Here is a 19,039-nt window from a genome sequence, read left to right as displayed (position 1 = left end):
GTCGGAGGGGCATATGCCGGAATTGCTACAGCTTACGCCTTTTGTTCTGTGCTCGTCACTGCAAAAGCAGATTGACTTCTATTGCGACCGGTTGGGATTTACCTGCGGTTTCAGGCAGGACAATTATGCCTTTCTGTCGAGTGGTAAGGTCGCCATCCGCTTACTTGAATGCCCGCCGCGCGATGATGGGCGTGCTTTAGGGGATGATCAGTCCTTCTATATCGATGTTGCAGGGATTGATGATCTGTATGAAACCCTCAGGGCAGGGTTGGCTGATTTACCAGAGGGGCGCGTGCGTCCGCCGTTTGATCAGCCGTATCAGCAACGCGAGTTTCACGTCCTGGATGAGGATGGAACACTGGTTTTTTTTGGTGAGGACATTCGGCCAAGGCCCTGAAATCAAAAGCTCCCGCCCGTCGTCGATGCGCCATTGGCGCACCTCCTCCGGTTGGGCCGGGCAGCGCGTTCCGCGCTGCGGGATCAAAAGCCGGGGCTTGTGCCCTGCAAAACGCCATGTTCAAGCGCGTAGCGGGTCAGGCCGGCGGTGGATGAAATCCCCAGTTTGCGCTTGATGTTCTTGCGGTGCGTTTCAACGGTTCTGACTGATATATCCAGCGCCGCGGCGACTTCCTTGTTGGATTTGCCCTGCGCCAGTTCCAACAGGATTGTCTGTTCACGCGTGGTCAGCGCCTCGCGGGCGCTATCGCCTTTGGGCTGAAGCGATCCGCTGGCCCCGGTGCACAGGTACTGCTCGCCGCGCATCACCGCGTCGATGGCCTGTTTGATCTCGTCCGTGGGAACGTCCTTGAGAACGTAACCGCTGGCGCCGTGGCTGAGCGCGGTCGAGATGTATTCGCGGCTGTCGTGCATGGATAGGATCAGGATGCGCGTCTGGGGCAGTCGTTCCAGAATGATCTCGGTCGCGCTGAGCCCACCAAGACCGGGCATGTTGAGGTCCATCAGGATCACGTCCGGTGCCAGATCGGCGGCCCGATCAACGGCCTCTTGTCCGCTGCTTAGCGTACCAACCACCTCGATCTCGTCATAGCTTTCAAGGATCGACTGAATCCCTTCGGCGACCATCGGGTGGTCGTCGACGATAAGAACCCGGATTGTCTGATCGCTCATGTACCGGCCTTTCGGTTAGGCGTTGCGTCTTCTTGCGGCGGCAGCATGTGGCTGAGGGGCAGGCTGACCTCAATCACCGTTCCGCTGCGTGGGGCGCGTGATGACAGAATGCGCAACGATCCGTCAAGCTGTTCGATCCGTTCCTGCATGTTGCGCAGGCCGATACCGGGGTTGGCCGGATCAGGAGTGGTGCGTAACCCACGGCCATTGTCGGTTATCCGCATTGTTGCGCCTTTCTTGTGGCCGCGCAGGTCGATTGTAACACGGGTCGCGCCGGAGTGGCGTTCAATATTGGTTAATGCCTCTTGGGCAATACGGTAGAGGGCGATCTTGCTATCCTGATCCAGCCGATTGCGGAACACCACGGTTGAGAATTCGGTCTCGATCCCGGTGCGTTCACAGAAATCGTCGGTCAGAGCCTTGAGGGCAGGGCCAAGGCCCAGATCGTCCAGAACGCCGGGCCGTAGATCTCGGCTGATGCGGCGGACTTCGGTAATGGCGGACCCAAGCGTATCGATCCCCTTGTCCAGCGGCTCGCGCGCACCGTCGTCATCACCGCGCGACAAACGGCGGCGCGCATTATCCAGGGTATAGCGCACGCCTACGAGTATCTGGCTGATGCCGTCATGAAGTTCGCGCGCCACGCGGCCACGCTCTTCTTCTTGCGCGTCGAAAACCCGCTGTGTCAGTTCCTTGAGTTTGGCATCTGCCAGACGGCGTTCGCGGACGTTCAGCAACATGCCCGAGGCGAAGACGACCAACACCGCAGCAAGAACAATTGCGCCAATATACGAGAACGTCCGTTGCACGCGGGCCTCGACCTCAGCCCGCGCGTTGGCGACTGTTGCGACGATATCGTCGATGAAAACTCCTGTGCCGACAGCCCACCGCCAATCTTGCAGGCCGACCACATAGGCGATCATTTGCGCCTCTTCGCCTGTCGAAGGTTTTTGCCACATGAAACTGTGCCAGCCCGCACCTTGACGGGCCAGGCTGATGAATTCGTCCACAACAGGGGTGCCGTCGCTATCGGTTAGCCCCTCCCAGTTCCGGTTGATGAATTCGGTCTGGCGCGGGCTGACGAGATTGTTGCCGTCATAGTCATAGACAAAAAAGAACCCGTCCTTGCCGTAGATCATCGCTGACAGGATTTGCGTCACAAGGTTCTGCGCAACCTTATCCTCTGTGGATGCCCGTCCGTAGATATAGGCAAACCCGTTTCGAGCCTGCGTGACATAGTTCTTAAGCTCTTCTTTCTTGGCTTCAATCAGTCGCCGCTCAAGCGCTTCAATTTCGCGTTCGGCGGTTGCCCGGGATTCCTGAACCACAAAGAAAGCAATCGCGGCCACTGCGACGACCAGAGGGATCGCCGCCACAAGCGACAATTTCTGGCCATAGGTCAGCGAGATCAGGTTCCGGAATCCCCTCATAGGCGAATCGATACGCAAGCAGGCAGGAAATTGCAAAATTTTTGGTGAATTGGCGCATATGAGAGGGCCGGCGCGCAGAATTATTTTGCATTTGTCACGGTTTGCACCCGGTAAAACACCAAAAACGCGATGCCCTACGTAGTACTAGGTATTCACATTCACATCTTGGTCATTAGGCTGACGCGCACTGAAAACGACTACGCCCGGCAATCGCTCGGGTTTTGAATATGTAGGGGAGGAACACTCATATGGATCGTCGTTCATTTCTGAAAACATCTGCTCTGGGCGGCTCGGCAGCTGCAGCCACCACACTGGCGGCACCGGCATATGCGCAGGGCAAGCGCACGCTGACCATGGTAACCTCGTGGGGTCGCGGCCTGGCGGGTGTTTTCGACAGCGCACAGCGTTGCGCCGACAGCATCACTGCGATGTCGGACGGCAACCTGACCGTTGACATCAAGGCTGCCGGTGAACTGGTTGGTGCGTTTGAAGTCTTTGACGCGGTTTCGTCGGGTCAGGCCGACATGTATCACGCGGCGGACTATTACTTTGTTGGCCAGCACCCGGGCTATGCCTTCTTCACCGCTGTTCCGTTCGGCATGACCGCTCAGGAAATGGTGAACTGGTACTATCAGGACGGCGGCATGGAGCTGCATGACGAGCTGGGCCAGATCTTTGGTCTGAAGTCGTTCCTGGCAGGTAACACCGGCGCGCAGGCGGGTGGCTGGTACTCGAAAGAGATCAACGGTCCAGAAGACTTCCAAGGTCTGAAATTCCGTATGCCCGGTCTGGGTGGCCAAGCTCTGGGTAAACTGGGCGCGTCCGTGCAGAACATTCCGGGTTCGGAAGTGTATCAGGCGCTGTCGTCCGGCGCGATCGACGGTACCGAGTGGATCGGTCCGTGGGCTGACGAAAAAGCCGGTTTCCAGGAAATCACCAAGGTTTACTACACCGCCGGTTTCCACGAGCCGAACGCAGGCCTGTCGCTGGCAACCAACCGCGACGTGTTCGACAGTCTGACACCTGCTCAGCAGAAGATCATCGAGATTGCCGCTGCCGAAGCACACCAGTGGAACCTGGCACAATTCCTGGCCAACAACGGTGCCGCTCTGCAGCGCCTGCAATCAGGCGGCGTCAAGGTCATGGAATTCCCGGACAGCGTTTGGGATGCGTTTGGTGCGGCCAGCCAGGAAGTGCTGGACGAAAACATGGGCGACGAGCTGTTCAAGAAAATCCACGACAGCGCCATGGCGTCGTCGGCCTCGTCGGCTGGATGGTTGGACCTGTCGTCGGGTGTTTACACCACGCAGCGTAACCGCGTCCGCGGCTAAACGTTTTCCAAACGTTCCATTGGTTTCCCCGCCTTCGCGGGGAAACCTTTCTCTGTTGCGTATGCGCGGACCCATCAAACCGCTATAATCAGCAGTGCAACTGATACGACCTGGGGACAACATGCAGGACGAAAACGGTATCTCGTTCTTCGGCGCCCTGTGGAACGGACTTGTGTGGTTCGTTCAAAACATTGCCGAAGCCTTCTATAATTTCGGATACGCCATAACGCATCCGCAACTCTGGCTGAACTGGTCGGACAATGAAGCCATCATGCGCTTTGTCTACTATGGCGGCTCGGTCGAGTTCTTCTTTGTGGTTTTCACCCTCTTTCTGGTTCTGACGGCCATCGGGCTGTACTACCGGAATTTCATGTGGGGGATGGTGCGGGGCCTGGAAGGGTTCGCCAACACCACCGGGCGCTTCTTTGCATGGGCCGGTTTGCTGATGGTCATTCAGCAAATCGTCATCGTATTCATGCAACGCGTGTTTACCCGCCCGGATATGTCCTTTGGTCTGGGTATCCCGTTTCAAATGGATATCAGCTGGTTTGCCGAAGAGCTGAAGCTTTACAACGCGATGGTCGTCTGCCTGTGTTGCACCTACACATTTGTGCAGGGCGGCCATGTCCGTGTTGATCTGATTTATGCCGGCATCAGCCACCGCGCCAAGCGTGTGGTGGACATGTTGGGCGCGCTTTTGTTCATGATGCCGATGGCCGTGCTGACGTGGATGTATGGCTGGTATTTCATGTGGCGGCACCTGATCGTACCGAAACCGTCGGCCAGTGACACGCTGGATCGTCTGGTGATGAAATCCCGTGCGCTGCGCTGGAACATCGAAACCATCGGGTTCAGCCCAAATGGGTTCAACGGATACTTCCTGTTCAAGATCCTGCTGATTGCATTTGCCGGAATGGTGTTCCTGCACGCAATCGCATTCCTGTACCGCTCGTATCTGGAATACGTCGAAGGACCGGACAGCGTTGGAAAATACCTCGACAAGGACAGCCTTGGCGAGGGTGAAGAAGCCTACGAAGGCGCACATTAGGGACGGAGACCCAGACTATGTTATTCGGACTTGATGGCGTCGAGATAGGCCTCATTATCGTATTCTTCTGCCTCTTTGGGGGCATCCTCTCCGGGTTCCCGGTGGCTTTTGCCATCGGTGGGGCCGGTATCATCTCATTCGGGATCATCGCCGCGCTGGACAGTGCCGGTCTGCTGATCCATCAGGCCATCGACACCGGCTCTACAGCCTATCGTGATCTGGTGAATACCGGGGTCAAACCGGATTCCGTATCCATATTCCGATACCCGGATCTACCAAGGGTAGGCGAGGCGGTCTTCCCCGCTGGTTGGGAAACCGCGCTGGATCGCAACGTGTCGTTTATCGTGAACCGCATGAACGAACGCGTTCTGGCGGGTCAGTCTATTGAGACCCTGCTGGCCGTTCTGATGTTCGTTCTGATGGGCATCACGCTGGAACGCTCAAAGATCGCGAACGATCTGCTGACAACAATGGCGCGGGTCTTTGGACCGCTGCCGGGTGGTCTGGCCGTGTCGATCGTGGTCGTAGGTGCATTCCTGGCGGCCTCAACCGGTATTGTTGGTGCGACCGTGGTAACCATGGGTCTGCTGGCGCTGCCGACCATGTTGCGCAACAACTACTCGCCTGAACTGGCGACGGGTGTGATTGCGGCATCGGGCACGTTGGGGCAGATCATTCCGCCATCCATCGTGATCGTTCTGTTGGGCACCTTGGCGGGTGATCTCTATTCAACTGCGCAGGAAACGCGCGCTCAGGACGCAGGCTGTACCGATGCGTTGACCTATCTGGGCGAACCGGCTGTGGTTTCGGTCGGGACGCTGTTCCAGGCCGCTTTGTTGCCCGGGATAATGCTGGCGTTGCTCTATGCGATTTATGCATTTTGCTATGCACTGCTGAACCCTGATAAGGCACCAGCGGTGCCGATGTCCGGCGGTAGTGGTGAGCCGATCACGCGCAGTGAAGGCCTGACTTGGTTGCTTGGCGCACCTGTTGCCCTGATCGTTGGCGCAGTCCTGCTGGGCAGCTCGGGGGTCATTGGTAGCCAGAATATCAACGTCTCGGCGTTTTCAGACATCGGTGCGGGCGCGTCGCTGCGCACCAATGTGTCCGAGCAGTGCAAAGTGTCGATGATCGAACTGCACGGGCAATCCGCCTGGGATCAGGCCGTATCCGAGCAGGAAACGATTGACGCCGCAGGTGGTGTCGCCAACGCCGAACGATTGAGCGAAGAGGCGCTGGTCGAAGCGCGCGAGGCCAAGATCGCCGCTGCGGCGCCGATTGGTACTGGTGTTGCGGTGATTGTGGTTCTGCTGGGTCTGACACTGGTCATGGGCCGCGGCATTGCGCCGTCCAAACCGACGCAGCCGTTGATTTTGGGCGCTATCGGTCTGCTGTTGATGTTGCTGGTTGATGTTCTGCTGATTGCACCAACAACGTCTTCGGGATTGACCTTCGTCCTTCTGGCTTTGCCCTTTGCCTTGGCAATGTACGGCTGCAAGGAGGCGGCAGCCCGGTGTGCCACGAATGATTTGATCCGGGTGGTTTTTCCGCCATTGGTTCTGATTATCGCGGTGCTAGGATCAATTCTGGGCGGTGTGACCAACCCGACACCAGCGGCCGCGTTGGGAGCGGGCGGAGCGATCATGCTGGCAGCCTATCGCAAGCTGCAGGATCAGGAGCGTTCCGGCAAGGTGATCATCTGGGCCACTTTTGCCGTGATCATTGCGCTGCTGATGGGCGTGAACTTTGATCTGCGCATCAATCAGAGCAATGTGAACTTTGAGACCTGGGTCGCCTTCATAATTGCTTACGGTGCTTATCTGTATGCCCTATTCGGTCTGTTGTTTGGGTGCTGGGTTCTGTTCACCAGCGGTGTTCTGACGCCGGTGGTGCGTGAGACGGCCAAGGTGACCTCGATGGTGTTCACCATCCTGATCGGATCGCAACTGCTGAACCTGGTGGTGATCTCGTTCGGGGGTGAGCACTATATTCAGCAGTTCCTGCGCAGCTTTGACAACGAGTTCACGGTCTTCCTGATCGTGATGCTGGTGCTGTTCATTCTGGGCTTCGTGCTGGACTTCCTCGAGATCATCTACATCGTGATCCCCATCGTGGGACCGGTGATTTATGGTGGCTCGTTCGATCCGAAATGGGTGACGATCATGGTGGCCGTGAACCTTCAGACGTCGTTCCTGACGCCGCCGTTTGGTTTTGCGCTGTTCTACCTCAGGGGGGTTGCGCCTAAAGAGGTCACAACAGGCCACATCTATCGTGGGATCATTCCGTTCGTGATCATTCAGGTGGTCGGGATTGCGATCCTGTGGTTCTTCCCGTCGATCGTAACCATCGTTCCGGATCTGATCCCGAATTGATCTCAAGATCTGAAGACAAATTGACAAGGAGGGCCGTATGGCCCTCCTTGCGCCTGTGTACCTAAAGCAAAGTGCTTTCAGAAAAGGAATTTCGTTTGTCCAAACCCGATTTTCAGGAGCGGTTGAGGCGCCTCGAAGAAAAACAGCATAAATCAGCGCCTCAAGTTGAACGTCCACCGGCAAGTGATAAGCGCGAAAGACTACAACGCGCACTTGAAGCAACCGACGCAGCAGGAATTTCCCGGGCGGAATCCTTTCCACCTTTTCATAAGTTCCTATTCAGGCTTGGGTTTACACCGAAACCGTTTTTTTACATGAGCTTTCTTTGGCTGATGATTATAGGTGGCGGCGTCGTTTTTCTGATATTTGGTTGTGTGCTGTACAGTGAAATTGGGGCGACAATAAAACGAGGGCCCGTAGCCGGCCTGTACAGGGTAGGTTGGCAAGGCGTCTACTTGATAACTGTGATTACAGCGATCGGGTTCTCTGTTTACCATAAAGTTCGTGCGAAAAAGGCAGGCTTGCCGCGCTGGCGTGATCTGTAATTGCTCATTTGAACTGGATCAGGTCCCAGCGATTGCCGAACGGGTCGCGCCAGACGGCGACGGTGCCATAGGGCTCATTGCGCGGGTCTTCTTCGAAATGGACGCCTGCTGTGACCATTGCGTTGTGGTCACGTTGGAAATCATCTGTTTGAAGGAAAAAGCCGACGCGCCCCCCGGTTTGGTTTCCAACGGCGGCGGTCTGGCTTGGGCCATCGGCCTTTGCCAGTAGCAGGGATGCGTCACCCGAACCCGGCGGGGCAACCCGGACCCAGCGTTTGCCGCCGCCGAGGTCAATATCCTGCAGCAGGGTGAAACTGAGTGTTTGGGTATAGAAGGCGATCGCGTCGTCGTAGTCCGGCACCACGAGGGTGACAGCGAATAAACTTTGGGTCATGGAGTGTCAGCCTTTGGTGGGGTGGCGGTCGGGCAGTTGGATGCTGGCAACCTGTTCCGCGATTGGCGCGGTGGACAAAGGGTGGCGGCTGGAATCCGTCAGTTCAGATGGGTTGTTTACGCTGATCCATTCGCCCTGGTAATAGGCCTCAAGCCCCGAGAAGCGCGCTTTGTAACCCATCTTAGGGCTGCCCGGCACCCAGTATCCAAGGTAGACATATGGCAACCCGGCTTCGCGCGCGATGTCGATGTGATCGAGGATCATATACGTGCCCAGCGAGTTCTGCGGTTGCTGGGGGGTGTAGAACGAGTAGACCATGCTGAGGCCGTCATCCAGGACATCTGTCAGGCTGACGCCGATCAGATCCCCGGATTTAGGGTCGGCATATTCCACGACCCGGCTGCGGATCGGGGTTTCTTCGATCATCGCGGCGAATTCGAAAACGTCCATATCGGCCATTCCACCATCCGCGTGGCGAGTGTCCAGATAGCGGCGGAAGAGTTCGTATTGCTCGTCCGTGGCCCAGGGTGAGTTCGCCCTGCGTTGCAGGTACGCATTGCGCTTCGCCGCGCGTTTTTGGCTTTTGCTTGGGCAGAAGGCCGTCACGTCGATCCGGGCCGACAGACAGGCTGCGCAATCGGAGCAGGACGGGCGGTACAGCACGTTTTGCGATCGGCGAAACCCTTGTTGGGACAATGAGTTATTCAGCTGATCCGCACCTTCCCCCTGAAGGGCAGTGAACAATTTACGCTCCATCCTGCCCTCAAGATAAGGGCAAGGCTGTGGGGCCGTCACATAGAATTGTGGCGCGATTGGCAGCGTGTGTCGCATGAACGTTCCGTGTTTCCTTGGACCGGATGATAACAACCGATCCTAAAACCGCCAAGTGATTCACGTCGTTGAATTTTTTACGCGCGCTGGTTGATCATGACAGTTCCAAGGAACGCATCAGTAAGTCCCTGGCCACGTGCGCTGGTCAGCATCATGATGACCGAGATGATTTGTATGACCGGAAAGGCCATGCTGACAAAATAACCGGCCGTGTGGGCCACCGCTTTGCCAAAATCCATCCGGGATCCGAATGAATCGCGCAGTTCGATCCCCATAAAGCGCATGCCTAGTGTGGCCGAGCCATTGGCGATGGTAATCACGCGGTAGACGAAACTGACGACGGCATAGATCAAGGCCAGAACGAAAAAGCCCAGACCAAAGGTCAGCAGGATGGCCACCGTACACAACAGCGAGATAAAGGCGATGTCGAAAAGCCAGGCGATAAAACGCTTGGTTGCGACAGACTGGTAAAACTCCGGCTGTCGGTCTGGGTCGGGCAGGTGGGTCATATTTTGATTTCCGGCTGAGAATTTAGGACACCCTGTCCCGAATGGCGGGACAGGGCAAGGTCGGCTTAGGCGCGTTCGCCGTTTTCAGCCTCATCGTTGTTTTCACGGGCGCGTTCGTCCATGAACTGGTCAAACTCGGCCTTGTCTTTGGCGTCGCGCAGGCGGCGCAGGAAGGACTCGAATTCCTGTTGTTCGCGCTCGAGCCGGGCCAGGGTGTCGGACTTGTAGGCGTCAAACGCGCTATTGCCGGATGGCTTCATCGCACTCATGTGGCTGTGCCAGGATTTGCGACGGCTGCAGGATTTGCTGAACATGCGTTTGCTCCAGATCATATAGGCAAGAAGCGCCAGGCCAACGGGCCAGAAAAAGATGAAACCAAGGACCATGGCGGCGATCCAGGCCCCTTTGCCCTTGTCATCCATCCAGGCTTCGGCACGAGAGAGCCACCCCGGATTTTGTGGGACGGCGTGGTCGGACAATGCGGTCATTTGGGTTCTCCGGGTTTGATGTAAATTACGTTCACATTGTCTAGATGGGGACTGAAGCGGGGGTTGCAAGGGGTCGATGTAAAAATGATTTACATTTTGGATTTTGCGACGGTTGACCTTGCTGCGGAACGGGCGCACTTTCCGCCTATGCAACATGTTGAAAATACGACACCTCCGACGCTGGATGAAATTCTAAACCTGGAAAAGCAGGTTTGGACCGCCCTGATGGAAGGCAATGCGGCTGCAGACCGGGCCTTGCTGAGCCCAGATTTTCTTGGGGTTTACCCGACGGGGTTTGCGAACCGGGATGATCATGTGGGGCAGTTTGCCGACGCGCCGACGATGGCGCGCTATGAACTAAGAGACACCCGGTTGCGCGTTTTGACCTCGGACATTGTTCTGCTGTCGTACCGGGCCGACTATCAGCGACCCAAGGCCGAGGGTTGGGAGGCAATGCTAATCTCGTCGCTTTGGGAAAGGCGGCATGACGTCTGGGTCAACAGTTTCAGTCAGGATACGCCCCTGGAGGGGAAATGACTGGGCCTCTTTCCATTCAGCGCCTGCCACGTGCATTCGACCAGTCGCTTGGCGATGATGCGCGCGCGGCGGTCAGCGGCATTACATCCGAACAGGGCGAGTTGATCGCTGGGGCAGCAGGGTCCAGCCCCTATCTGAAAAACTTGATCGATCACGAAAACGATTGGTTGGCCTCAGCGCTCCAACACCCCGATGACGCGCTGGCCGACGTTTTGCAGGCTGCGCGAATGCTACCGCCGGATCAGTTGAAACCGGGGCTGCGGCTGGCCAAGCGACGGATGGCGTTGCTAACCGCTCTGGCCGATCTGGCGGGCGCGTGGCCGTTGGAAAAGGTGACCGCGGCGCTAACCGATTTTGGCGCGTTGGCGGCGGATGTGGCGGCCAAGGCCGAGATCGCCAACCTGATCCGGCGCGGCAAACTGCCGGGGATGGGCCCGGACGATATCGAGACCGCCGCAGGGATGATTATTCTGGCGATGGGCAAGATGGGCGCATACGAGTTGAATTACAGCTCGGACATCGACTTGATCGTCCTGTTCGATGAGACGCGGTTTGATCCCGATGACTTCTACGAAGCGCGGCAGGGCATGGTGCGGGCGACACGCAATTTCTGCGCCACGCTCAGCGATAAGACGGCGGATGGGTATGTGTTCCGCACCGATCTGCGGTTGCGCCCGGATCCGGCTGTGACGCCGGTCTGTATGGCGGCCGAGGCAGCCGAGCGGTACTATGAAAGCTTGGGCCGGACATGGGAGCGCGCGGCCTATATCAAGGCGCGCCCTTGCGCGGGCGATATTGCGGCCGGACAACGGTTTCTGGATACGCTGCGCCCCTTTGTCTGGCGGCGACATCTGGACTTCGCCGCGATTCAGGACGCTCACGACATGCGCCTGCGCATACGTGAAAATAAGGGAACCGGCGGTGCTCTGACTATTCCGGGTCATGACATGAAACTGGGGCAGGGCGGTATTCGCGAGATCGAATTCTTTACCCAGACCCGCCAGTTGATCGCTGGGGGTCGCGACCCTGACCTGCGTGTGCGCGGTACGGTGCCCGGATTGGCGGCGCTTGCCGAAAAGGATTGGGTCCCGCAGGACGTGGCCGACAAGCTGACCGATCACTACCGCGCCCATCGTGAGGTCGAACACCGTATCCAGATGGTCCATGACGCTCAGACCCACAAGGTGCCGCAATCGCCGGACGGGATAGAACGCGTCGCTTGCCTGATGGGGATCGACGTCGACGAACTGACCCGTGACCTGACCCACAGGCTGACCGAAGTGCACGACCTGACCGAAGGCTTTTTTGCGCCCGGTTCCTCGAGGCGCGCGCCAATTGGCGAGGTGGATTTTGACCAGAACGTTCTGGCCCGCTGGACGACATATCCCGCACTGCGATCGCAACGCGGCGCGCGGATTTTCGAACGCCTCAAGCCCGAGTTGCTATCGCGTTTGGCAAAAACGGCGCAACCGGACGAGGCGCTGCGGGCGCTGGATGGTTTTCTGTCAGGCTTGCCCGCCGGCGTTCAGCTGTTTTCACTGTTTGAGGCCAACCCCCACCTGATCGACCTGCTGATTGATATTGTCGGGACATCCCACGCGCTTGCGGCGCATCTGTCGCGCAATGCATCGGTGTTTGATGCGGTGATCGGCGGGAGTTTCTTTAGCGACTGGCCGGGGCAGGCCACGCTGCAGGCGGATCTGGATCAGGCCCTTTCGGAGGAAGCGGATTACGAGAGCCAGTTGGATCTGGCCCGCCGCTGGTGCAAGGAATGGCACTTCCGCGTTGGCGTTCATCACCTGCGCGGGCTGATCGATGGTGAACAGGCGGGGCAGCAATACGCTCAGCTTGCCAGCGCTGTGATCGCTGCGATCCTACCGCGTGTGTCCGAACAGTTTGCCCGTAAACACGGTCCGGCCCCGGGGCGCGGTGCAACCGTGCTAGGCATGGGGTCACTTGGGGCTGGGCGGATCAACTCGCAATCCGATCTGGATATGATCGTGATCTATGACCCTCTGGATCAAGATATGTCCGAGGGACCGCGTCCATTAGCGACCCGCACCTATTATGCCCGGTTCACGCAGGCGCTGATTACGGCGCTGTCCGCGCCGATGTCACAGGGGCGATTGTATGAGGTAGATATGCGCTTGCGCCCGTCGGGCAATCAGGGGCCGGTGGCGACAAGTTGGGCCAGCTTTACCAACTATCAGCAGAACGAAGCGTGGGTTTGGGAACATCTCGCCCTGACACGGGCCCACGTGATCGCCGGAGACGAAGGTCTGGCCGAAGATATCGAGACGTTCCGCACAAACCTGCTGTCGCAACCGCGTGACCAGCAGAAGGCCCTGCGCGAAGTGGCCGAGATGCGCGCCCGCTTGGCCGCAGCCAAATCACCTGCGGGGATCTGGGACGCCAAAAACGGCCCCGGCCGGATGATGGATATCGAACTGATGGCCGAAACCGGGGCGCTGTTGTCAGGCGTCGTACAGCGCGATGTGCATTCTGGTTTGGATGGCGCCGTCGCTGCTGGTTTGCTGGACGTCGCTCAGGCGCAAACGCTGAAGGACTGCTACGACCTATGCTGGTCCGTACAATGCGCGGCGCGCTTGTTGTCCGGCAAGGTCATCGAAGCTGACAAGGTCGGCGAGGGCGGATCTGCCTTCCTGTGCCGCGCGACTGGATTTGAACAGGTTGAACAGCTGCAAAGCGCGCTGCAAGACAACTACAGCACGGCCGCCGAGATTATTGGCGGCGTGATCAGGGACGAAGATGATGGCGCAGAGTAAAGATCCAAATGATCACAAGGGGTTGATCCGCGAAGCGTACCGGATCGAAGGCATCACGTTGCCTGAATGCCGCAGCATCTTTCTGGACTGGGCTCTCAGCCTGCCTGCTGAACGGGACCAATCCCAGGCGTTGATCGACCTGCATGCCGCCTATTCCCAGCAGGACGCCGATCACCCGATGACGCAGGTTCTGGCAGAGGGATTACAAACTGCCCAAGCGCCCAAGCGCCGGGGCGGTTGGCGGTCCCGCGACCGCTAGGGCTTTTCCCCCGGGGTATTCGCGACTATGAGGGCTTCATGACCCAAACTGCCGATCACCCCCGTATCCGCCTGAAACCCAAAGCCAACGCACGTGGCCTGCGCCACGGTTTTCCGTGGGTGTATGCCAATGACATCGTGACGGACCGTCGGACACGAAAGATCCCAGCAGGGGCACTGGCAGTGCTTGAGGATGACAAACGCGCGCCCATCGCGCTGGTTGCGGTGAATCCTGACTCCAAAATCATGTGCCGCGTTCTGGACCGCGATCTGGACGGGCAACTGGACGCAGCTTGGTTCGAAACCCGCCTGCGCCGCGCGCTTGAGATGCGCGAACGCCTGTTCGACGCGCCCTATTATCGCCTGATCCACGCCGAAGCGGACGGCTTTCCCGGCGTCATTATCGACCGGTTCGGCGATGCCTGTGTGATCCAGCCCAATGCCGCGTGGGCCGAGGCGCATCTGGAAACTCTGACCGAGGCTCTGGTCACTGTCACCGGCGTGACAACCGTGCTCAAAAACGCCTCGGGGCGAACCCGAGGGCTGGAAGGTCTGGACGATGTGAACCTCACCCTGCGTGGCACTGCGCCCGATGCGCCGCTGCCGGTGCCGATGAACGGCGCGACCTACATGGCCGATCTGACCGGCGGTCAGAAAACCGGTCTATTCTATGACCAACGCCCGAACCATGCCTTCGCGGCGCGACTGGTCCAACCCGGCGCGCAGGTATTGGACGTCTTCAGCCACGTGGGTGGCTTCGGACTGGCCATGCTGGCCGGTGGCGCGGGGCAGGCGCTGTCTGTGGATGGATCTGCAGCCGCGCTGGATCTCGCGACCAAAGGGGCCGAGGCCTCTGGTTTTGCGGACACATTCCAAACCCGTCAAGGCGACGCCTTCGAGGTCCTGACCCAATTGGGTGAAGAGGGCGCACAGTTCGACGTCGTCATCTGTGATCCGCCAGCCTTTGCACCTTCCAGACAAGCGCTGGACGCGGGCCTGCGCGCCTATGAACGTGTGGCCCGCTTGGCGGCAGCTCTGGTCAAACCCGGCGGCTATCTGGGCCTGTGCTCGTGCTCGCACGCGGCTGATCTGGGGCGGTTCCGTGACGCGTCGTCTCGGGGGATTGGTCGGGCGGGGCGACAGGCGCAACTGATCCATACGGGATTTGCGGGACCCGACCATCCGCAACTGCCGCAACTGGCGGAAAGCGGCTATCTCAAAGCCGTGTTCTACCGGCTGTGAAGGCGGTTCTGGATACCTGCGTCATCTACCCCACGGTGATGCGAGAGATGTTGCTCGGCGCTGCCAAACTAGGCCATTTCACCCCCGTGTGGTCGGCGCGCATCCTCGAGGAATGGGCGCGCGCGGCCCGCAAGCTGGGCCCTACAGGCGAGGCTCAGGCTCGTGCTGAAATTGCACTGGCGCAAGCCAATTGGCCGAAAGCCGAGTTTCCTGCAGCAACCAATGTCGAACAGCGGCTCTGGCTGCCGGACAGCGCGGATATCCACGTTCTGGCAACGGCCGTTGCATCGTCGGCGGACGTGATCGTTACCGTCAACGCCAAAGACTTTCCCCGAAACATCCTGTCCGAGGAAGGGCTGGACCGCCGCGATCCGGACAGTCTGCTGCACGGATTCTGGCAATCCGATCCCGGGGGCATAAGCGACACAGCCAACCGTGTCCTGGCCGAGGCCAACCGCCTGTCGGGCGACCAATGGACCTTGCGCCCGTTGATGAAAAAAGCCCGTCTCCCACGTCTGGGCAAAGCGCTCTCTACGTAATCGGGATTCAGCTTCATCCGGCTAAAAATATCCCGGAGAGCGCGAGAGGCTGGCCTCTCGCTGCCTTTAAATCAGCCACGGGTCCAACGCTGCTCTAATGCCTCCAGGGCCGCGATCCGTTCGTCTGTTTTTGGATGGCTCATCAACCAGGCGGGCACAACGCCAGCACGCTGCTGCGTCAGGTCTTCCAGCTTGTGAAACAACGACTTCTGCGGCCCGATCCCGATCCCGGCTTTGGTCAGCAATGCGGCGGCATACTCATCAGCCTCATACTCATCACTGCGCGACAGGCGCGACGCCAACAGGTGTGTCAGCATATTGGCAATCCACGCGCCGATGAACGGGATAAAGCGGTTCAGCAGCATCATCAAAGCGGCCCGCAGCGCATTCTGCCCGGAAAAATCGATCATCCGGCGGCGCGCATGCCCCAGTGCCACATGACCCAATTCATGCGCGATGACGCTGGCCATTTCCTCGGCGGAAACCTCGCCACTGCGAAATTTGCGGTAGAATCCACGCGTGATGAAAATCCGCCCGTCAGGTGCTGCCAAACCGTTCACCGGGTCAATCTCATAGATGTAGACCGGCACCCGGTCGATCTCTAACGCTGCAGCCAGCCGGTCGGTCATGCGTTTCAGGGCTGGGTCGGCCAGCTCGGTGGATTTTGCATCCAGATCCTTATGTGTGCGCCAGACGGAAATCCGGTACATCACAAGGGCATAGGCAATGGCCAGCAGGATCGGGGTCAGACGTAGCATCTTACAAATATGGTTCCGGGCCGGGGATTAGGCAACCGCGCTTGAGCTTTTGTGCCATAAAGGTGAATGGGTCCAATTCTCGCCCATTTTCCCGCATAGCACGAATTCGATGCAAGGTTTTCAACAAGGTAGATTTTGTTATGAAGAGTTTCTGTTTGCGGATGTACATATTTTGCCTGCGATCATTGGGGATGTACGGCATTCTTGTGTCTGTAGCATCGGCCGGGGCGCTGGCCGTCGGCTTTTCTAAGGGGTTCCACATTGGACCGTTGGTTTTGTCCACATCGATTGCGTTAGCTATCAGTTTGGCGATGGCCATTTCGAAGCTGACGCCAAGTTGGCTGGCTGACCCCGCTGGAATGATCAAAGCCTTTGTCATTTTTGTGGGCTCGGGGCCGCTCGTTCTTCTATTCGGGATCGTCAGTATGACCGTAGTTCTGCCCATGGAACTAGACGCTTCACTGGGTAAATCGCCTTCTATTCTGATCGCCCTTCCCGCATGGGCTTTGGGGGTTGGTTTGGGCTGGACCGCCCTAATTTATGGAATTCTGCCAGTCAAAAGCCAGCCCGGTCCTTCACCGCTGCCCAGCGCAGTACCTCCGCCGCCACCGACTACAAGCGCTGATTTGCGAAGCCTACGTCAGTCCCGTATGAGTCGATGAGTACTGAAGAAACGCGCCCATTCATATCGGCTTAGTCGTCGTCTCGGCGGCTTGCGCGGCGCATTTTTACAATCAACATATCGTCACAGTGTGAAACACAGTAGCTGCCAGACTTGTCGCAGGGCAGGTTGCGCCATAACTTTGAAATTATGTGGTCATTTGCCGATATCCGCCCGGCCTATAGCAGGGCTGAACGTGTCAGTGATGGCGTTGTTCATGTCCTTGGCGTTGCAGCGGCAATTGTTGCCGTTCCGGTGCTGATCGCGTTGACTGCCCTATACCGGACCGAGCCTGCCGCGGTTCTTGGGGTCTCGGTCTACGGCTTCACGCTCATCCTGATGCTGTCGTTTTCGGCTTTGTACAACATGGTGCAATCAGACAGATGGGGTGAGCTGCTGCGCCGCCTCGATCACTCTGGGATTTACGTCAAGATTGCAGGCACTTACACGCCGTTCATCTTGCTTTCCGGTGCCCCAATGACTGGGCTCATGATCGGTCTTTGGTCATCTGCGACCCTTGGATCAATCCTGAAAATGATCGACCCGCACCGGTTCCGTTGGTTCGGTTTGGCGCTGTATGTGTTGATGGGATGGGCGTCCGTTTGGGCAGGTCAATCACTTCTCGCCGACTTGTCGCAACCAGTTGTGGCGCTGATGATCACCGGAGGCATCGTCTATACCGCGGGCATCGCCTTTTATCTTCTGGATTGGTTGCCGTTCCACAACACAATCTGGCATGTCTTCGTTCTGACAGGCAGCGTGTTGTTTTTCCTTGCGGTTTCGTTCCGTATTGCCTGGGCGCCGGTCCTGCAGATATGACGGTCAGCGGGTCAGTTCCCGCATCCCCTGTTCCAAACCGGCCAGCGTCATCGGCACCATGCGGTCCTCGAAAACCTCGCGGATCATGCCGATGGAATGGGTGTATTCCCAGTACTTTTCCGGAACCGGATTGATCCACAGGTTTGATGTCCACTGCTCGCGCGCACGTTGCAGCCAGACTTGACCGGCTTCTTTGTTCCAGTGCTCGTTCGCGCCACCGGGATAGGCAATCTCATAAGGGCTCATCGAGGCGTCGCCGACGAAGATGCACTTGTAGTCTGAACCATAGGTGCGCAGTACTTCGTGGGTCGGGGTCTGTTGATCCCATCGGCGGTGATTGTCACGCCAGACGCCTTCATACAGGCAGTTGTGAAAGTAGTAATATTCCAGATGCTTGAACTCGGTTCTTGCAGCGGAAAATAGCTCTTCGACAACTTTGATATGTGGATCCATCGAGCCGCCCACATCCAGAAACAGCAGCACTTTGACTGCGTTGTGACGCTCGGGGCGGGTTTTGACGTCCAGATAGCCATGTTCCGCGGTGGCGCGGATGGTGCCGTCCAGATCCAGTTCCTCGGCCGCACCTTCGCGGGCCCAACGACGCAGGCGTTTCAGCGCGACCTTGATATTGCGGGTGCCCAGTTCAACCGTGTCGTCCAGGTTCTTGAATTCGCGCTTGTCCCACACTTTTACGGCGCGCTGATGACGGCTTTCCTTCTGGCCGATCCGCACACCTTCGGGGTTATAGCCATAAGCCCCGAACGGCGACGTCCCGGCGGTGCCGATCCACTTGTTGCCACCCTGGTGGCGGCCTTCTTGATCCTTGAGACGCTCACGCAACGTCTCCATCAGTTTTTCAAAGCCGCCCATGGCCTCGATCTCGGCTTTTTCTTCGTCTGACAGGTGTTTCTCGGCCATCTTGGCCAGCCATTCGGCTGGGATATCGACAGCTTCGAGCACCTGATCAAAGCTGATCTCTTCCAGACCTTTGAAGCTGGCGGCAAAAGCTTGATCGAACTTGTCGATATTGCGTTCGTCCTTCACCATCGAAACGCGAGCGAGGTAATAGAACGCCTCGACATCATAGGTCGCCAGACCCTTTTTCATGCCTTCCAGAAAAGTCAGATACTCGCGCAGTGATACGGGAATGCCAGCTTTGCGGAGGTTTTCGAAAAAGGGCAGAAACATGCGTTAACCCACCAAACGAACCAGGATCAGGGAAAGCACCAGACCTACAATGGCAAATGCGATGCCGTAACCGGCCGCATATTGGGCAATATCCGCGCCGCTGCCATTGCGTTTGCGAGCCTTCATCGCGCCAAGGATCGCCCCTAACAACGCCATTCCCAAAACTACGACCATG

At 58.0% G+C, this 19,039-nt stretch carries 21 protein-coding genes; 11 read left to right on the top strand and 10 right to left on the bottom strand.

The window, feature by feature from the left end:
* The first annotated feature begins 13 nt into the window (after nucleotides 1–13).
* Complete coding sequence (locus tag AC2FI8_RS12205; RefSeq protein WP_496779255.1) at nucleotides 14–397, top strand: bleomycin resistance protein; 384 nt, start codon at nucleotides 14–16, stop codon at nucleotides 395–397.
* Nucleotides 398–480: 83 nt separating this feature from the next.
* Here AC2FI8_RS12205 and AC2FI8_RS12200 read toward each other — a convergent pair whose 3' ends face one another.
* The gene (locus AC2FI8_RS12200) at nucleotides 481–1,128 is read right to left on the bottom strand and encodes a response regulator transcription factor (protein WP_496767020.1); all 648 of its coding nucleotides are present in this window, start codon (nucleotides 1,126–1,128) and stop codon (nucleotides 481–483) included.
* The gene (locus tag AC2FI8_RS12195) at nucleotides 1,125–2,558 is read right to left on the bottom strand and encodes a cache domain-containing protein (RefSeq protein WP_496767021.1); all 1,434 of its coding nucleotides are present in this window, start codon (nucleotides 2,556–2,558) and stop codon (nucleotides 1,125–1,127) included. The genes AC2FI8_RS12200 and AC2FI8_RS12195 overlap by 4 nt, the downstream gene beginning before the upstream one ends.
* A gap of 248 nt (nucleotides 2,559–2,806) precedes the next feature.
* On the opposite strand from AC2FI8_RS12195, the gene AC2FI8_RS12190 reads away from it, so the two are divergent.
* The 4 genes from AC2FI8_RS12190 to AC2FI8_RS12175 all read left to right on the top strand — a co-directional run bounded on the left by AC2FI8_RS12190 (nucleotide 2,807) and on the right by AC2FI8_RS12175 (nucleotide 7,854).
* Nucleotides 2,807–3,889, top strand: a complete 1,083-nt coding sequence (locus AC2FI8_RS12190) for a TRAP transporter substrate-binding protein (RefSeq protein ID WP_109311369.1) — start codon at nucleotides 2,807–2,809, stop codon at nucleotides 3,887–3,889.
* A 121-nt stretch (nucleotides 3,890–4,010) separates the two neighbouring features.
* Entirely contained in the window at nucleotides 4,011–4,937 is a 927-nt protein-coding gene (locus tag AC2FI8_RS12185) for a TRAP transporter small permease subunit (RefSeq protein WP_496779253.1), read from the top strand.
* 17 nt (nucleotides 4,938–4,954) lie between these two features.
* On the top strand, nucleotides 4,955–7,309 hold the full coding sequence (locus AC2FI8_RS12180; RefSeq protein WP_496779251.1) for a TRAP transporter large permease subunit: 2,355 nt from the start codon (nucleotides 4,955–4,957) through the stop codon (nucleotides 7,307–7,309).
* A 95-nt stretch (nucleotides 7,310–7,404) separates the two neighbouring features.
* On the top strand, nucleotides 7,405–7,854 hold the full coding sequence (locus tag AC2FI8_RS12175; RefSeq protein WP_496779249.1) for a DUF6404 family protein: 450 nt from the start codon (nucleotides 7,405–7,407) through the stop codon (nucleotides 7,852–7,854).
* 4 nt (nucleotides 7,855–7,858) lie between these two features.
* Here the strand turns inward: AC2FI8_RS12175 and AC2FI8_RS12170 are convergent, their stop codons facing one another.
* The 4 genes from AC2FI8_RS12170 to AC2FI8_RS12155 all read right to left on the bottom strand — a co-directional run bounded on the left by AC2FI8_RS12170 (nucleotide 7,859) and on the right by AC2FI8_RS12155 (nucleotide 10,076).
* Nucleotides 7,859–8,248 carry a VOC family protein gene (locus AC2FI8_RS12170; RefSeq protein ID WP_496779247.1) on the bottom strand — a complete coding sequence of 130 codons (390 nt, stop codon included), beginning with the start codon at nucleotides 8,246–8,248 and terminating at the stop codon, nucleotides 7,859–7,861.
* 6 nt (nucleotides 8,249–8,254) lie between these two features.
* Nucleotides 8,255–9,079 carry an arginyltransferase gene (locus tag AC2FI8_RS12165; RefSeq protein ID WP_496779245.1) on the bottom strand — a complete coding sequence of 275 codons (825 nt, stop codon included), beginning with the start codon at nucleotides 9,077–9,079 and terminating at the stop codon, nucleotides 8,255–8,257.
* 77 nt (nucleotides 9,080–9,156) lie between these two features.
* Nucleotides 9,157–9,588 carry an RDD family protein gene (locus AC2FI8_RS12160; RefSeq protein ID WP_496738369.1) on the bottom strand — a complete coding sequence of 144 codons (432 nt, stop codon included), beginning with the start codon at nucleotides 9,586–9,588 and terminating at the stop codon, nucleotides 9,157–9,159.
* A gap of 65 nt (nucleotides 9,589–9,653) precedes the next feature.
* Complete coding sequence (locus AC2FI8_RS12155) at nucleotides 9,654–10,076, bottom strand: DUF2852 domain-containing protein (RefSeq protein ID WP_108858373.1); 423 nt, start codon at nucleotides 10,074–10,076, stop codon at nucleotides 9,654–9,656.
* A gap of 84 nt (nucleotides 10,077–10,160) precedes the next feature.
* Between AC2FI8_RS12155 and AC2FI8_RS12150 the strand changes: the two genes are divergently transcribed.
* Genes AC2FI8_RS12150 through AC2FI8_RS12130 form a run of 5 tightly spaced genes read left to right on the top strand, consistent with a single transcriptional unit; the run spans nucleotide 10,161 to nucleotide 15,438 of the window.
* A complete protein-coding gene (locus tag AC2FI8_RS12150) occupies nucleotides 10,161–10,613 on the top strand; it encodes a DUF4440 domain-containing protein (protein WP_496779244.1) in 453 nt (150 codons plus the stop codon).
* On the top strand, nucleotides 10,610–13,399 hold the full coding sequence (locus AC2FI8_RS12145) for a [protein-PII] uridylyltransferase family protein (protein WP_496779242.1): 2,790 nt from the start codon (nucleotides 10,610–10,612) through the stop codon (nucleotides 13,397–13,399). The genes AC2FI8_RS12150 and AC2FI8_RS12145 overlap by 4 nt, the downstream gene beginning before the upstream one ends.
* Nucleotides 13,386–13,658 carry a hypothetical protein gene (locus tag AC2FI8_RS12140; protein WP_496723285.1) on the top strand — a complete coding sequence of 91 codons (273 nt, stop codon included), beginning with the start codon at nucleotides 13,386–13,388 and terminating at the stop codon, nucleotides 13,656–13,658. The genes AC2FI8_RS12145 and AC2FI8_RS12140 overlap by 14 nt, the downstream gene beginning before the upstream one ends.
* A 38-nt stretch (nucleotides 13,659–13,696) precedes the next feature.
* A complete protein-coding gene (locus tag AC2FI8_RS12135) occupies nucleotides 13,697–14,899 on the top strand; it encodes an RSP_2647 family RNA methyltransferase (protein WP_496738374.1) in 1,203 nt (400 codons plus the stop codon).
* Nucleotides 14,896–15,438, top strand: a complete 543-nt coding sequence (locus tag AC2FI8_RS12130; protein ID WP_496779240.1) for an RSP_2648 family PIN domain-containing protein — start codon at nucleotides 14,896–14,898, stop codon at nucleotides 15,436–15,438. Before AC2FI8_RS12135 ends, AC2FI8_RS12130 begins: the two co-directional genes overlap by 4 nt.
* A gap of 71 nt (nucleotides 15,439–15,509) precedes the next feature.
* On the opposite strand, the gene AC2FI8_RS12125 is transcribed toward AC2FI8_RS12130, so the two are convergent.
* Entirely contained in the window at nucleotides 15,510–16,196 is a 687-nt protein-coding gene (locus AC2FI8_RS12125; protein ID WP_496723279.1) for a M48 family metallopeptidase, read from the bottom strand.
* Nucleotide 16,197: 1 nt separating this feature from the next.
* A complete protein-coding gene (locus AC2FI8_RS12120) occupies nucleotides 16,198–16,575 on the bottom strand; it encodes a hypothetical protein (RefSeq protein WP_496767030.1) in 378 nt (125 codons plus the stop codon).
* Between the two features lie 432 nt (nucleotides 16,576–17,007).
* On the opposite strand from AC2FI8_RS12120, the gene trhA reads away from it, so the two are divergent.
* Nucleotides 17,008–17,676, top strand: coding sequence for a PAQR family membrane homeostasis protein TrhA (gene trhA / locus AC2FI8_RS12115; RefSeq protein ID WP_496779295.1), 669 nt, complete (start codon nucleotides 17,008–17,010; stop codon nucleotides 17,674–17,676).
* A gap of 3 nt (nucleotides 17,677–17,679) precedes the next feature.
* Here the strand turns inward: trhA and AC2FI8_RS12110 are convergent, their stop codons facing one another.
* Both AC2FI8_RS12110 and AC2FI8_RS12105 read right to left on the bottom strand, forming a co-directional pair.
* On the bottom strand, nucleotides 17,680–18,864 hold the full coding sequence (locus AC2FI8_RS12110) for a vWA domain-containing protein (RefSeq protein ID WP_058274514.1): 1,185 nt from the start codon (nucleotides 18,862–18,864) through the stop codon (nucleotides 17,680–17,682).
* Between the two features lie 3 nt (nucleotides 18,865–18,867).
* Nucleotides 18,868–19,038, bottom strand: a complete 171-nt coding sequence (locus tag AC2FI8_RS12105; protein WP_186437468.1) for a hypothetical protein — start codon at nucleotides 19,036–19,038, stop codon at nucleotides 18,868–18,870.
* Nucleotide 19,039 lies beyond the last annotated feature (1 nt).

It is taken from the genome of Ruegeria sp. CDSB029 (assembly GCF_059611125.1).
Note: the sequence above shows the minus strand (reverse complement) of the source record. Positions and strands in the feature narration are given on the sequence as shown.

What these genes read in the sequence shown, in the direction of transcription:
- AC2FI8_RS12205 (WP_496779255.1), top strand. Translation starts at nt 14, where the DNA reads ATGCCGGAATTGCTACAGCTTACGCCTTTTGTTCTGTGCTCGTCACTG.
- AC2FI8_RS12200 (WP_496767020.1), bottom strand. Translation starts at nt 1,128, where the DNA reads ATGAGCGATCAGACAATCCGGGTTCTTATCGTCGACGACCACCCGATG.
- AC2FI8_RS12195 (WP_496767021.1), bottom strand. Translation starts at nt 2,558, where the DNA reads ATGAGGGGATTCCGGAACCTGATCTCGCTGACCTATGGCCAGAAATTG.
- AC2FI8_RS12190 (WP_109311369.1), top strand. Translation starts at nt 2,807, where the DNA reads ATGGATCGTCGTTCATTTCTGAAAACATCTGCTCTGGGCGGCTCGGCA.
- AC2FI8_RS12185 (WP_496779253.1), top strand. Translation starts at nt 4,011, where the DNA reads ATGCAGGACGAAAACGGTATCTCGTTCTTCGGCGCCCTGTGGAACGGA.
- AC2FI8_RS12180 (WP_496779251.1), top strand. Translation starts at nt 4,955, where the DNA reads ATGTTATTCGGACTTGATGGCGTCGAGATAGGCCTCATTATCGTATTC.
- AC2FI8_RS12170 (WP_496779247.1), bottom strand. Translation starts at nt 8,248, where the DNA reads ATGACCCAAAGTTTATTCGCTGTCACCCTCGTGGTGCCGGACTACGAC.
- AC2FI8_RS12165 (WP_496779245.1), bottom strand. Translation starts at nt 9,079, where the DNA reads ATGCGACACACGCTGCCAATCGCGCCACAATTCTATGTGACGGCCCCA.
- AC2FI8_RS12160 (WP_496738369.1), bottom strand. Translation starts at nt 9,588, where the DNA reads ATGACCCACCTGCCCGACCCAGACCGACAGCCGGAGTTTTACCAGTCT.
- AC2FI8_RS12155 (WP_108858373.1), bottom strand. Translation starts at nt 10,076, where the DNA reads ATGACCGCATTGTCCGACCACGCCGTCCCACAAAATCCGGGGTGGCTC.
- AC2FI8_RS12150 (WP_496779244.1), top strand. Translation starts at nt 10,161, where the DNA reads ATGATTTACATTTTGGATTTTGCGACGGTTGACCTTGCTGCGGAACGG.
- AC2FI8_RS12145 (WP_496779242.1), top strand. Translation starts at nt 10,610, where the DNA reads ATGACTGGGCCTCTTTCCATTCAGCGCCTGCCACGTGCATTCGACCAG.
- AC2FI8_RS12140 (WP_496723285.1), top strand. Translation starts at nt 13,386, where the DNA reads ATGGCGCAGAGTAAAGATCCAAATGATCACAAGGGGTTGATCCGCGAA.
- AC2FI8_RS12135 (WP_496738374.1), top strand. Translation starts at nt 13,697, where the DNA reads ATGACCCAAACTGCCGATCACCCCCGTATCCGCCTGAAACCCAAAGCC.
- AC2FI8_RS12125 (WP_496723279.1), bottom strand. Translation starts at nt 16,196, where the DNA reads ATGCTACGTCTGACCCCGATCCTGCTGGCCATTGCCTATGCCCTTGTG.
- AC2FI8_RS12120 (WP_496767030.1), bottom strand. Translation starts at nt 16,575, where the DNA reads ATGACAAAGGCTTTGATCATTCCAGCGGGGTCAGCCAGCCAACTTGGC.
- trhA (WP_496779295.1), top strand. Translation starts at nt 17,008, where the DNA reads ATGTGGTCATTTGCCGATATCCGCCCGGCCTATAGCAGGGCTGAACGT.
- AC2FI8_RS12110 (WP_058274514.1), bottom strand. Translation starts at nt 18,864, where the DNA reads ATGTTTCTGCCCTTTTTCGAAAACCTCCGCAAAGCTGGCATTCCCGTA.
- AC2FI8_RS12105 (WP_186437468.1), bottom strand. Translation starts at nt 19,038, where the DNA reads ATGGTCGTAGTTTTGGGAATGGCGTTGTTAGGGGCGATCCTTGGCGCG.